At 37.4% G+C, this 14,230-nt stretch carries 9 protein-coding genes and 2 CRISPR repeat arrays (1 of these 11 cut by a window edge); of the genes, 1 reads left to right on the forward strand and 8 read right to left on the reverse strand.

Annotated elements, in window-relative coordinates; all coding sequences use genetic code 11:
• Positions 1 to 1,195: a CRISPR direct-repeat array (repeat unit 28 nt; unit sequence TTTCTAAATGGCGTATGTCGCCATGAAC); it begins 1,834 nt to the left of the window's first position.
• A gap of 88 nt (positions 1,196 to 1,283) precedes the next feature.
• Genes EGS47_RS18045 through EGS47_RS18055 form a run of 3 tightly spaced genes read right to left on the reverse strand, consistent with a single transcriptional unit; the run spans position 1,284 to position 6,160 of the window.
• Positions 1,284 to 4,121 (reverse strand): DEAD/DEAH box helicase family protein, encoded by a 2,838-nt coding sequence (locus tag EGS47_RS18045; RefSeq protein WP_002121599.1) that lies wholly within the window; start codon positions 4,119 to 4,121, stop codon positions 1,284 to 1,286.
• Positions 4,114 to 5,910, reverse strand: coding sequence for a site-specific DNA-methyltransferase (locus EGS47_RS18050; RefSeq protein WP_125269853.1), 1,797 nt, complete (start codon positions 5,908 to 5,910; stop codon positions 4,114 to 4,116). Before EGS47_RS18050 ends, EGS47_RS18045 begins: the two co-directional genes overlap by 8 nt.
• Positions 5,911 to 5,941: 31 nt before the next feature.
• Positions 5,942 to 6,160, reverse strand: a complete 219-nt coding sequence (locus EGS47_RS18055; protein WP_002121548.1) for a DUF6471 domain-containing protein — start codon at positions 6,158 to 6,160, stop codon at positions 5,942 to 5,944.
• A gap of 120 nt (positions 6,161 to 6,280) precedes the next feature.
• On the opposite strand from EGS47_RS18055, the gene EGS47_RS18060 reads away from it, so the two are divergent.
• Positions 6,281 to 7,306 (forward strand): IS1595 family transposase, encoded by a 1,026-nt coding sequence (locus tag EGS47_RS18060; protein ID WP_002121625.1) that lies wholly within the window; start codon positions 6,281 to 6,283, stop codon positions 7,304 to 7,306.
• Here the strand turns inward: EGS47_RS18060 and EGS47_RS18065 are convergent.
• The 5 genes from EGS47_RS18065 to csy1 form a co-directional block, all read right to left on the reverse strand.
• The gene (locus EGS47_RS18065; RefSeq protein WP_002121608.1) at positions 7,303 to 7,728 is read right to left on the reverse strand and encodes a hypothetical protein; all 426 of its coding nucleotides are present in this window, start codon (positions 7,726 to 7,728) and stop codon (positions 7,303 to 7,305) included. The genes EGS47_RS18060 and EGS47_RS18065 overlap by 4 nt on opposite strands.
• A 96-nt stretch (positions 7,729 to 7,824) precedes the next feature.
• Positions 7,825 to 10,312: direct repeats of the CRISPR family, unit length 28 nt; unit sequence TTTCTAAATGGCGTATGTCGCCATGAAC.
• Positions 10,313 to 10,444: 132 nt separating this feature from the next.
• Complete coding sequence (cas6f, locus tag EGS47_RS18070; protein WP_005003495.1) at positions 10,445 to 11,038, reverse strand: type I-F CRISPR-associated endoribonuclease Cas6/Csy4; 594 nt, start codon at positions 11,036 to 11,038, stop codon at positions 10,445 to 10,447.
• A 2-nt stretch (positions 11,039 to 11,040) separates the two neighbouring features.
• A complete protein-coding gene (csy3, locus tag EGS47_RS18075) occupies positions 11,041 to 12,054 on the reverse strand; it encodes a type I-F CRISPR-associated protein Csy3 (RefSeq protein WP_005003494.1) in 1,014 nt (337 codons plus the stop codon).
• Positions 12,055 to 12,077: 23 nt separating this feature from the next.
• Entirely contained in the window at positions 12,078 to 12,962 is an 885-nt protein-coding gene (csy2, locus tag EGS47_RS18080; protein WP_005003490.1) for a type I-F CRISPR-associated protein Csy2, read from the reverse strand.
• Positions 12,962 to 14,212, reverse strand: a complete 1,251-nt coding sequence (gene csy1, locus EGS47_RS18085; protein ID WP_005003488.1) for a type I-F CRISPR-associated protein Csy1 — start codon at positions 14,210 to 14,212, stop codon at positions 12,962 to 12,964. Before csy1 ends, csy2 begins: the two co-directional genes overlap by 1 nt.
• Positions 14,213 to 14,230: the final 18 nt, after the last annotated feature.

Raw genomic sequence — 14,230 nt, forward strand, 5'->3', positions numbered from 1 at the left:
CTTCGCGGTGTGCAGTTCGTACGTGATTTTCTAAATGGCGTATGTCGCCATGAACTGAAAAACGCCCGCGGAAACGGTCACGATTCTTTTCTAAATGGCGTATGTCGCCATGAACATGTAATGTCATTTTATTTTCCTGACTTGTTTTTTCTAAATGGCGTATGTCGCCATGAACGCAATACCTACAAATGGAGAATTTTGGCAAATTTTCTAAATGGCGTATGTCGCCATGAACTACGAATGAGACCTGACTTGGTCGATTTAACATTTCTAAATGGCGTATGTCGCCATGAACCGTTCCAGTCGGTTTTTTTGCGTCCTCCTGGTTTTCTAAATGGCGTATGTCGCCATGAACTTTATTTTGTGTAGTCCTGTTGATAAGCCTTGTTTCTAAATGGCGTATGTCGCCATGAACATTTAAAGCGTTAATAATTTGCTCTTTTGTGTTTTCTAAATGGCGTATGTCGCCATGAACTAGCAATTCATCCAGTGTGTGAACCGATATGATTTCTAAATGGCGTATGTCGCCATGAACGCGTTCAACATTTTTCGAGTCTTTCCATTTATTTTCTAAATGGCGTATGTCGCCATGAACATCACTTGGAGGATACTGAATGGATGTCTTATTTTCTAAATGGCGTATGTCGCCATGAACATCATTTCATACAGCATTTCCATCGGCTACATTTTCTAAATGGCGTATGTCGCCATGAACGAGCTAGTGTTGCTTGGCAACGCTCACCATTATTTCTAAATGGCGTATGTCGCCATGAACTCGGGTGGTACTAACCAAAATGATATTATAAATTTCTAAATGGCGTATGTCGCCATGAACCAGCTAGTGGTCGTGTGATATTGGTTGATCGTTTTCTAAATGGCGTATGTCGCCATGAACTTAATGCAGGTATTCCAGTTGTAGATGCGGTTTTTCTAAATGGCGTATGTCGCCATGAACCGAAGGCTAAACCCTGAGCGTGTAAACGGTCATTTCTAAATGGCGTATGTCGCCATGAACAGGAACAACTCGCTCCTTTAGCATTAAAGTTTTTTCTAAATGGCGTATGTCGCCATGAACAAGTACGCAGCAGTTTATTTATTAAATCGCTGTTTCTAAATGGCGTATGTCGCCATGAACCAAATTGCTTATTTGTCAGATTCTATCTTTGATTTCTAAATGGCGTATGTCGCCATGAACATGGTAGACATGAAGCGTATTTACGATATTATGTAGCAACCGCACAAAGATATAATAATCAATTGCTTACATTTAGAAAAAGCCGAGATTAACTCGGCATTCTTGTTTGGAAATCAATGGCAAACTCTGATTCAGTGCGTGGTTCTGTATTGTAGAATTTAAAGCCTAAACACTTGACCTCTTTATAACCATGCGATTTGACTTCATTTAAGAACTCAACATAGTTTTTTGAATCATCTTGTTCTGCGTCAAAAACAATTTGGCTTTCATCGTCCAAACTTATCAATACTTCCTCTTTCCAAGCATCCTTTTCAAGTAAATGACCGCCTTTAGGCTCAATTAGGCATTGATAGTACATTTCGCCATTTTCAGCATCATTAATGATCAGCATATAGTCAGGGCTGAACCTTCGACCATCTTTAGGACTAAACAACCAATAGTCCAGTTCATTGCGTATCAAGTAAATTTCTGCACCCTTGTAGCGTGATTTAAGCTCTTCAATCTGAGTTGCAACAAACTTAACAAAGCGTTTTTCTTCGCTTGTGCCATAGTTCTCACTGTAGGCGTACCAATCGGCAGTTTCAACATCAAACTGTAGATCGGGGTTGTCATGGCTTGACTGTGGTTTTGCACGTTCATCAGGTGCATGATCACTTGTTTCACCATCTAAATCTTGGATAGGGAATGAAACCAAGTAGATGTTCTTTTCTTGCTGAAAGATAGACGACAGTGATTTTGGTCTAAAAATATGACTTCCTGTAATTTGTGGCATGTGCCGATCTATGGCTTTACGCACTTCGGGTAGAATCACACCGACCAATAATTGCAGTTTTTCATGGGCTTCAAGTTGATCAATATCCTTACCTTCCGAATACGAATATTTAATCTCATATAAAGGTAGATATTTTTCAATCAACTCATCAATGCTCTCTATCCCAACAATATGATTTTTCAGATGGTTAAATCGAAAGAAATTATTTTCTGATGACATTAATGCCTTACGGATAATAAACGGTGAAAAGTATTCATCCGTTAAATGAATGGTTTTATACTGAATCCCTGCCTGAATACTATTTTGCTCTTTATCCGTTAAGCTTCTTGTATAAAGTCGGTAGGTACTTGCTTTGATTTCCCTCCTAAAAGTAGCATCAATTTCTGTATCCGTTGTTTTACTGCGGTGTAGTTGTTGATTAACCAATACAAAACCTTTTCTATAGGTTTCACTATTGAGGAATTCGGACTTGAGTTTAATCGTCCGTTTTTCCATACTTTTATTGACAATTCCCTCATCGAGTAAGGCATATTGCAAGTTATCTAAGAACGTGCCTGTTTTAACAAAGTGGTAGAAGAAAGTTTCCAAAATACGCCCATGCTCATGAGGTGCATTATCAAATTTACGTTTGAATGGGTCGAACTCATAACTATGTTCTTCATCAAATAACCCTCCAATTTGAGAAATCTTATAAGCTCTTGGCAGTTTGTATGGACACAATCTTGCACCACGACCAATCAACTGAATATCTTGTAGTGATACTTTTTTAGACTCTGAAATATCAAAATGAATGATGTCGTACAGGCTTAATACATCCCATCCCTCATTGAGTGCATTAACAGAAAAAATTGCTCGAATGACATTTCTTTTACTATCTAAATGAGGAAGTAGATATGCTTTCTCCTTCTCCTTACTGTTATACGGCATGCTGTTATCTTCACGAAAACGCATTTTAATTTCAGCAATAAACGCATTTAAGCCATTAGGGTCTTGAGAGGATACCAGCCCTGATTTTCGTGAACCAAGCCAACTAAACATTTGAGAGATAAATCGGTTTCGATCTTCTTCTATGAGTGATTGCTGTGTGCCTGAACTTAAGTTTTTTAAATGATCTAAGTCACTTATTTTGAGTGAACTAATTACTTTATGGAAAAACTCCCGATCTTCCTCACTCTTAGCAATTTTAGTGGATTTAATCAAAATAATCGGATTAATCTCAACATTCATTTCACGATCAGCAAGTAATCTGCGGTATTCACTCATCACAACCGCATTGATGACCAATAAACGCTTTTGATCTTCAATCTGCGTTTCTTCGTTATAAAGGAAGCCGACTTCCTTGCTGTATCCATCCTTATTGAATTGCAGAAAATCGTAACGATGAATCAACTTATCACGATATTTTTTATGGATGAGAGGGTTTTCTAAATCTACGGTAGCGGTAAACTCTAACAGTAAATTATCGGGACGAGCATAGATTGCCGATTGAACAGCCGTTTCCCAATTGCGAATATCTTCTTCATCGGTTTTCTTGAGTTTTTTACGTGTATCTACGTTTAAACGGTGTGCTTCATCGGCAATCACCACAACAGCATTATCCGCAAAATCTTGAGCAGTTAAGCTATTTTCCTTGTCTTCTGTCAGGCGATTATATAACAGTGCTGTGCTGAAAAACATGAAGTTAATCGCATCTTTTTGGGCATCTTGAAAGCGATCAATCGCACGGATATGAATAGTTTTACCATTTAATTTAACCCCTTTAGGATTAAATAAATACTTGTCAAATTTATAATCGGTGAAGTTTTTTACCGCCTGATTCTTAATTTGCAATTGGTGTACCAAGAACACAAAATTGCGGTAGCCTTTTTGATATAGATACAGAATAGCAGCAGCCATCGTGAGCGTTTTACCCGTCCCTGTCGCTAGGTTAAAAAGTAGATGCTTTGCTTTGTCAGGGTCTTGCTCAAATAACCAAATAAAATGCTTGATCGCAACTTCTTGATAATCACGTAATGTCTTTGAGATGTTATCAGTTATATAAGTCGGGAGTTTGTAATCTTGCACCCATTCCTGATATTCAGGGTTAGATTCAATTTGACTAAATAAAAATTGGTCTAGCGTATCTTTAACTTTATTTTTTACACGTTTAGTCATTTTTAGCACCATAGAATAAATCGGTTAAATTCATTTCTTCTTCTGAAACATGGTAACGACTGTCACGCATATCAGCATGGTTAAGAAACAATTGGTTTTCATCCAAAATGCTAATCAACAATTCCTTGCGTTGATCTAAGTCAAGGGAACGGAAGTTTTCGTCCTTTTCAAACTCATTTTTATCAAACCAAAATTTTAGAAAGGCATTTTTAGCCATATCAGCATAGACTTCATCCAATTCGCCTTTGCTATTCGCTGCCATAATTTGATTTAAAAAATCTTGGTTATATTTTTTTAGCTCAAAATAAACAAATGAACCACCACCTTGCCAATCCACCGATTTAGAAATACCACCTTGTTCACCCTCAAGGACTTTCAGTAAGCGAGCTTTGGTTATATCTTCGATGTAGTCCATTTGCTCAATACCAATCCATCTGCGTCCCATCTTGTGAGCGACAGCACATGTTGTTCCTGAACCTAAATGGTAGTCTAGAACGATGTCATTTTCATCAGTTGATAGTTCTATTGCACGTTGAATTAGATTTTCAGGTTTTGGGTTCTCAAATACAACATCACCAAACATGGCTTGTTGGTGCTTTGTTGCGTTTGTGGTGGTATCAGTAGAAGTCCATAAAATTGTATCAGGTGTTACATCAGACCAAAGTGTTGATGCAGCTTTTCCTTTACCTGCTTCAATAGCATCTTCTAAATATACTTTTAATTGTGGTTTAGTTAAGCCCTTTGAACCAAATTGAATGCGATTTCTTTCAAGTAAACTGAGGTATTCTTTTTCTGTTGTACGCCAATGACGACCTTTAGGTGGCGTATAAACATCTCCATTATTAGGATTGGTAATCTTATATTCTAAATTTTCACGGACATTAGGAGCATCAAATGGTTCAATTTTGTATTTACCTAGTTCATCCTCAAGATCAAAACCCTCTATATCCAAGGCTAATTTAAAATGAGCCTTATTGATTGCTGTTTTGTCTTTAGCGTATGTAAGAACGTGTGTGCTTGAAATAGATAATAAACCATCACTAGAAATAGATTTTCTTGATTGCCAAATTACATCCGCAATAAAATTTTCCCGTCCAAAAATATCATCTGCTAATACCTTTAGGTAATGTGCGCCATCATCTGAAATAGTGATGAAAATAATGCCGTTTTCTTTTAAAAACTCTCTAGCAATTTCAAGGCGATTTTTCATAAAAACCAACCAAGAGGATAATTTAAAGTTTGAATTATATGCAAAAGTGTCCGCAGGTTTTGTATCTATAAAATAATAAGGTGGGTCAATGAATATACATTTTACTGCATTAGAAAATCGTTGCTTCAAAGAATGCAAAGCGAGTAGGTTATTACCTTTAATTAAAAGGTTTTGTTGTAATTCACCATTTTGATCAAAAAAATTTATTTTAGTTTCAGATTCGTCTACTGTGTGCTGTGCTGTGCTGTGCTGTGCTGTGCTGTGCTGTGCTGTGCTGTGCTGTGCTGTGCTGTGCTGTGCTGTGCAAGGGTGCGAATAATATTGAAAATTAGTCAATGCTTTTGGCTCAAATAACGTATCAATATCTTTTCCATCAATTTCTTGATGTAAAAAGCGTTCTTCACGCCCTGAATCCTCTTTACTCATACCTGCTTCAAGCACAGTATCTTTAAAAGGGAAGCTTAAAACCACATCGTTATTATTATTTAAAAAACCAATTCGATCATGGCTTGTGGAGTAAAGCCCAATTTTATTGCTATGGCGTGTGTATCTGCCTTTTTTCAGTGAATTATCAGACATTAAGAATATCCTATTTAGGTTTGGTAAGTGGTTATAGTCGAATTTCTTTACAATCAATCGCTTTAAGTATTTGAAGCATAAATATTGCCCCAAACGTACCACGATTGATCTTGTTGCTAATGTTTTGTGGTGTTTCTGATATACCCATTGCTTCAAGCTTTTTGGATAGATCAATCAGGCTTATATTTTTTCGGGCAATTTCTGCCTTAATTAAGCCTTTGGCATAGTCTTTCCATTCATCGTCACTCACGGTTTGACCTCATAAAAGATAAACGACATAGCATGTCGCTATAATATTTTAAATCATTATATTTGATGATTAAAACTATTACAATATATTAAGCATATCTTGTTTGTGATGGGTGATTTTATGAAAAAAGAATCTAAGCAACATTTCCTACTATCAGCAAAGGCTCGTACTTTATCTGTATATGAAATTATGCAAATCACCCATGAACAAGCTTTCTTATTGTTCAAAGAAATGCGGTGGGGAAAAGAACAACCGATATGCCCTCATTGCGATACCCAAGATCATCACTATTTCATACGTGGACGCAAGCAATGGCGTTGCAAGTGCTGTAATCATACGTTCAGCGTAACATCAGGTACGATCTTTGCCTTTCACAAACTACCACTCAAAATCTATTTAGCTGCTATTGCCATTTACTCTAACGCTGTAAAAGGCTTATCTGCTTTGCAGTTAGGTCGGGATTTAGGTGTTCAGTATAAGACTGCTTTTGTATTGGCACATAAAATCCGTGAAAGCCTTATAGATCAGCGTGACGATGAATTACTATCAGGTGATGTTCACATGGATGGTGCGTATGTAAATGGCTATGTACGCCCTAAAAACCACAAGGATGACCGTGTAGATCGGCGCAAGGCTGAATATCAAAATCCAAATAAACGGTGCATTGTGGTACTACGCCAAAAAGCAATGAACAGTAATCTACAAGGTGCTGATAAAACCAAAACTTATGTAGTTTATAGTGAAAACCAAAAAGACATTAATCATCTTGCCAATCAGCATATCAAACACGGCTCAACAATCCATGCAGATGAAAGTACCGCATACGATACACTAAATGCTCGTTTCACGACTAAGCGTGTCAATCATCAATATGAATACCGTTCTAAAGATGGTGTGACCAATAATCTTGCTGAAAGCTATTTTAGTCGGTTCAGACGTATGCAGTTAGGGCAGATGCACAAGTTTGGTGTGATGTACCTTGCCAACTATGCCAATGAAGCTGCTTATCGTGAAGATACTCGTAGATGGTCGAATGGTGAAATCTTTACTGATATTTTAATGAAATGCGCTCAAACTCGAACACATAAAGATTGGTGTGGCTATTGGCAGGGCAATAAGCGTAAATCAGAGCGTTTAGTCTGCTAATCCGCTATGCCCCACAAATGAGGACGATGATTGCTATGGGCTATAATAATACCTTTATCTCTTAATCGGTTCAGCACTTTGATGAAGCTAGGTGAAATATCATTGCCTACAGATGAATCTATGCCTTTAATGTCCAAAACTTTCATCATTAAATCTTTGTAGTTCATTGGCTCTTTTGCTTCACGCAAGCAAGTTAAGACTAATGACTGTAGTTCACCTCTTCCAAAATAAGGGTTTCTTTGATTTGTACGCTTAGATTTAACGCTTCTTAGATCAAATTCAGGTGAAAATAACTTAATAGTGTGATCTACATGCAGTAGCATTTCAGAGATACGTTGAATTTCTTTTTGATGTGCTTCAATTTGACCAAGCAATTCCGCACGTTTTTTAGTTAATCCTGATACGATATGTGATTCAGCCATAATCCCTTTCCTTATGTGTAAAGGAATTATTTTAAATGGCGAATCACTCTATTTATTGTGCTGTTGCTACATAATAGCGCGTATTTAGGGTTATTCTTTCTAAATGGCGTATGTCGCCATGAACTCTACTCAAATAAACCAGTCGATCTTCTTCTTTTTCTAAATGGCGTATGTCGCCATGAACCTTCAAGGCCCTAACGCTTCTCAATGGCGCATTTTCTAAATGGCGTATGTCGCCATGAACAGATGAATTAAAAACTATTCGTAAAAAGAATGTTTCTAAATGGCGTATGTCGCCATGAACCAGAAAGTATAGCAACAGATGTTTTATTAAATTTTCTAAATGGCGTATGTCGCCATGAACCCCATTGATATGTGCAAGATGTGTTATGTGGATTTCTAAATGGCGTATGTCGCCATGAACTCGTCATCAATCTTTTTCGCTTCATCACCCATTTTCTAAATGGCGTATGTCGCCATGAACCAGCACCAAGATCAATCATGCTAAATAACTTATTTCTAAATGGCGTATGTCGCCATGAACATTTCTAAAACGTGCCGAGTAAGTCACATCAATTTCTAAATGGCGTATGTCGCCATGAACTGATTAACTTTCTGTCAGCGACTCCAGGTTCTTTTCTAAATGGCGTATGTCGCCATGAACTATTTTTGGATATGTTGCTACTGCGATAGTCTTTTCTAAATGGCGTATGTCGCCATGAACTGGTGGATTTATACAAGTTATAAACGTGTTTATTTCTAAATGGCGTATGTCGCCATGAACATCTTGAGCTTCAACTGAATATTTGACTAATTTTTCTAAATGGCGTATGTCGCCATGAACGCCTTTTTTGGCTTGGTACATGCAATCACTAATTTCTAAATGGCGTATGTCGCCATGAACGATGACGATCAGATCACGGAAGTTAAGTTGATTTTCTAAATGGCGTATGTCGCCATGAACCGGTAACACAGTGGGCATTTCTACCCATTCAATTTCTAAATGGCGTATGTCGCCATGAACGCAAGTGAAGTTTTTCCGTTTTTCTCAACTACTTTCTAAATGGCGTATGTCGCCATGAACACATCAATGCCTGAACCCGCAGCATTCGCATTTTTCTAAATGGCGTATGTCGCCATGAACAAATAAGAAGCATCAATGTCTTCTTGAGATGATTTCTAAATGGCGTATGTCGCCATGAACTCATAAAATGATTTATAAATTTGTGGTTTTATTTTCTAAATGGCGTATGTCGCCATGAACTGCCGTTCCATTTATCTAAGTGTAATGGCTGATTTCTAAATGGCGTATGTCGCCATGAACTAATCGATGGAATAATTGAAGTAAGTAGAGATTTTCTAAATGGCGTATGTCGCCATGAACACGCACCCACTAATCATTGAATACACCCATACTTTCTAAATGGCGTATGTCGCCATGAACTATTGATCTGCCCCGCACCTTTTGATTTTCTATTTCTAAATGGCGTATGTCGCCATGAACCAGTACGAACCCCCGCATCTGGAATCGTCCACTTTCTAAATGGCGTATGTCGCCATGAACATTTTCGTGGGATTCATCAACGTCCGACTCAATTTCTAAATGGCGTATGTCGCCATGAACCCAGAAGCCGATGCAGCAGCAGCGGCGGAAAATTTCTAAATGGCGTATGTCGCCATGAACTGGGTAAGCGGCGCAAACGTGGCACAGCGCATTTTCTAAATGGCGTATGTCGCCATGAACGAAGTAATGATTGAATATCTGTTGAGCCGTTCTTTCTAAATGGCGTATGTCGCCATGAACTAGATCGGTGTTTTGGCTTGGCATTGCGTTCTTTTCTAAATGGCGTATGTCGCCATGAACTTGAGTCTGTTGAGATTGTTGAGTCTAAGGGCTTTCTAAATGGCGTATGTCGCCATGAACGCGATTTTCATCCCAATATTTTTCCTTCCATTTTTCTAAATGGCGTATGTCGCCATGAACTGAATTGCGGCTTCATTGTCTAAAGCTGCATTTTTCTAAATGGCGTATGTCGCCATGAACGCTTAGAGAATTATGGTCATGCAGATGTTAATTTTCTAAATGGCGTATGTCGCCATGAACTTTTTATGGCTACTCGAAAAACACAAGTGCCATTTCTAAATGGCGTATGTCGCCATGAACACGCCGCCGTGATTTTATTTTCATTAACCATTTTTCTAAATGGCGTATGTCGCCATGAACGATCATTACACACAAGTTGCTATTGACTTGCATTTCTAAATGGCGTATGTCGCCATGAACTTTGTATCGCCGTTGGCACGTTCTCAGCGCATTTTCTAAATGGCGTATGTCGCCATGAACTGATAAGGTGGATGTAGCAAAGATTGCTACATTTTCTAAATGGCGTATGTCGCCATGAACCATTCGTGAAGTTAAGCATGTTCCAGTTGATCTTTCTAAATGGCGTATGTCGCCATGAACGCCCAAGTGAAGAACTTGGTTGATGATGGACTTTTCTAAATGGCGTATGTCGCCATGAACAATCTGAGGATGTGCCAATTCTTTCTATGGGTTTTCTAAATGGCGTATGTCGCCATGAACAGTAAGAATAAAGCAAAAAATAAAGTTATAACAGTGCTTTATCCCTAAAAAGTATGAAATACCCAAAGTTTTAAAGCAAAGTTATAACTTATTGATTTTATTAAGCTGTTAAAGAGTGTAAAAAATATTGGGTTAAAACTCAGGTACCGTAGATGTACGACTTAATCCATAGCTTCCAAATTTTCCAATATTTGCTTCATCAACACGTCTTTTTCCAATAATCAAACGGAAGCTCATATCATTGGTTTGGCTTTTCATATTGATATAAGGTTCAAAAGTCTCCGTTAGATCTAATGCTTTAAAGTGTTCCTGTGCCTCTTCAATTGAAATTCCACGGCGTTCTGCCTGATGAACAACACGCTGCTCAACCGTCAATTTTGGATTAACTTTAAAATAAGCAGCATAGCCGTTGATCTTATCCTCAGGAACTTTACGGGCGGATAAGACATGTACATAATCTTGCAGCCTTGCGAACCAATGAGTTAGATTCAGTTGCTCCAATGCTTCGACTGAATCCGCAAAAATACGAATTTTATCGCCTAAATAACCCAATTTTTTCTGCTGAATTAAGCGATATTTTGGAAAAGATACACCGTAACTAATCTTTCCCTCTTCATCGGCTTGTTCAACAAAAGCAATATGTAATTGGGTATAAACTTTTGACCAAATTAAATGCAGAGGTATTTCCTCCTGCTCTAATAAAGTAATTTCTAAATAATAGAGCATAGTTAATCCTTGCTGCTTTGACCAAAGACACCACCACGTACTAAAACTGCCATGACATAATGCTCTTGTTCAGGATTTTCAAGTGATTCACCCAAAGCATATTTATCAAATAAGGTAAAAAAATCTTTTTTATCTTTCGGGGTACGATACGCTTTGCCGAGGTTAGTCACAGCACCATATGGCTCAATCGCAATTGCTGTTTTTTTCTCATCAAATTCTGGATACCAAGTATCTATGGTACGTAAAGCATTACCTAACTTTTGTGAATGCATTGCTGCAACATCATTTACATGGTAAAGAATTTTACTTTTTTCACCTTTACCTTTATCTAATACAAGTTCTTCGCTTGGATAGACTTCTTGACCTTTACCCACCAAAGCATAAGCTTCAACTTTAATCAGTAAATAGGGAATTTCTCCTTTTAAAGCACTTGCAATTTGATGAGCTAGATTTTGTATATTTTCATCTGTAGCATCAAAATTATGCAACGGATAATTTAAAGCATTAAATGTCACTGCTGCTTGATCATTCACAGTCACAACCACTTCTACTTTTTCAGCACCAACGCGGTTACGCCATAAAAAACGTGCATTGGCGAGATTGAGTGCATATCGTTTTGCAAGCTCACTAAAGCCATACGTAGTAATATAATTTTTAGCAACGTCATTATATGATTTTAAGAAAATTTCATTATTACAAGCAGATGGATGTTCAACTCCACCCAATACTTTTAGGGTAAATCCAACTTTTAAAGTATCTTGATGCTCGCCTAATGCACAAGCATCAACAGTTTGTGGATTAGCATGAGCAATATCCATATTAAGTTTTAACAAGTCTTTATCAGTTGTATTTTTTAAACGATGTGAAACCGTACCGCGCACAGATTTTTCAATCAGTTTTAAAGCGCTTTGTTCATTTCGTTTATTCCAATTTGTTCCATATAAATAACCGTCAGATGGAACCAATTTTTTTTCAAACGCAAGTACACTTGCAACTACTTTGTCATTTTTAGCCATGATTTTTCCTTTTAAAGATTAAATTAGTTTGTTATTAAGTTTTGGCAAAGATAAAGATTATTTTCTAAATCAACATGATATTGCCATAGGAGTTGATCCATACTTTTAATACGATAAGGCATAACAAATTCCCCAAGCGTCAAAACAGCTTCCGCAAAACGGTGCGGTGTGTCGGCATCACGCTGATTTTTTGCAATACCTAATTCAGAAATTCCCTGAAAACCCACCGCAATGGGTACAAGCCACCCCTTTTCTTTTCGGCTGCTTGACCACGTGATTTTTCCATCATCATCTATTTGTGAACTATGTGTGACTTTTAAATGGTCTAAAACAGCATCTAGAGCATCCTGCCCTTCTTGCATACTTTGAATGACTAAATCACGACGCTCGATCAACACATGACCGAGCATGAGTTTATTTAAAATTGGCTTGAGTTCTTGATCTTTTTGACCATCTTCATCAACAGTCAAAAGCTCACAAGCTTTTACTGCAAGTAAATCACCGCTCGCAAATTTCATACTAGAAATACAGTTTTGTATGTCGTTTAGTAATGTTTCTTTCTCATCTGGATCAATATTTTGACATTCAATTAAAAGCGAAACTTCTAAATGACAACGTGCTTCTTCAATAAATGCAGGTCGGCTACCATCCTTATCTAGTGGATTTGCTGTACCAATAATGGAATGAACAAAATCACTCTGTCCTTTATGCGTTTGCAAGTTAAAGTCATGACAACTCACAGCGAGTCGCGTCAATTCAATATCATGCCCCTTGGCATTTAATTTACGCTGTAAGGCATGCATTGCCCCTAGCCATGCCGTTATCGCAGGAAATCCAATGCTATACGGACTACTCATGGCATTGGCATTATGAATTTTTAAATGTGGAATTAAAATAAAGCGGCGCATTAAAAAAACTCCTTGATCTGTTGTAACGATTTCTCAATACGCTGTTTAACATCCAACAGCTCCCCTGTTCCTAACTTATAAGCATCGCTGATCACTTTTTCATAGCTACGAATGATCCACCTTGCAATTTCTCGGCTTAGCTCATCTCGCCATTCTGAATTTTCTTCACGTTCTTCTTTATAAATTTGATCTAACCAAATGCGTTGTAATTTAGGCAATCCAACATAATAGTCCTGATTTGACCATCCACTTTCGGCATATTCTCGTGTTTTTAGAGCCTGTAAAAGAACTTGATCAATGACAAATTGAATAATGTTTCGAATCGCTGTGCGAATATCGATATTATTCAGATCTAATTGCATAAATTTATGCAATTGAACAAAACTATCCTGATAATTTCTTCGATATAAACACTGTGCAAAAAAATCTGTTTTAGGCAAACGAATCGCTCTTTTTTCAATTACAGGCGGACAGCTTGAAAGTAAATAAGCTCGCCCTGCATTTTGACTATTTAAAACACTCACATTTTGTGGTTGAGTTCCGCCATAGGCAGTCACTGTTAGATCATAAATATCAGCATAACCAATCTCATTTAACTCATTCTTCTTACGATTTTCTTTAGCTTGTTTGGTTTCTTCCGAAAAACGAATTTGATCAATGGTTTGTTTTAACTTTGTGATTAAACCTGATGGCGTTAATAACGACAATAAATGATATTCGCCCTCTGCTATTGGAAAATACACCTGTTTTACCAAATGATCTGTTTTCACAGAAAAATCCGTTGTTTTTATTTTTAAAAACTCAAAACTTAACTGTTCAAAATCAAGCTTATTTTGAACTAAAAGTTTTTTTAAATCTTCATTTTGCTGCTCAAATCCATCTAACACTGTTGATTGATCAGTCAAAGGTAAAGATAAAAATTTAAAAACATCCATTGCAGCCGCATTACCAAAAACATCCAAACTATAATCAACATTACCGCTACGCAGATAACCATCACTCTTCTTATTCGATGTAGCAATCACACTTGATGTTTTAGCGCTTGGATGGCTGAATTTACTTGGATGACTCACCATTGAAAGCTGAGAAACACGCTTTGCCGCATCAGGCAACCATTCATTTAAGCTAAATTTATCATCTGCCTGTTGATTTAATTCTGAAATTACAGCTTCTGTTTCTGCCTTTTTTAAATGATCTTTTAACCACAATTCTTTACGCTCGTTTAAAAAAGTATGAATACTCTCAGTCATACTTTCCCCCTATATTGT

This window comes from Acinetobacter sp. FDAARGOS_515 (assembly GCF_003938865.1).
Classification (GTDB): domain Bacteria; phylum Pseudomonadota; class Gammaproteobacteria; order Pseudomonadales; family Moraxellaceae; genus Acinetobacter; species Acinetobacter ursingii.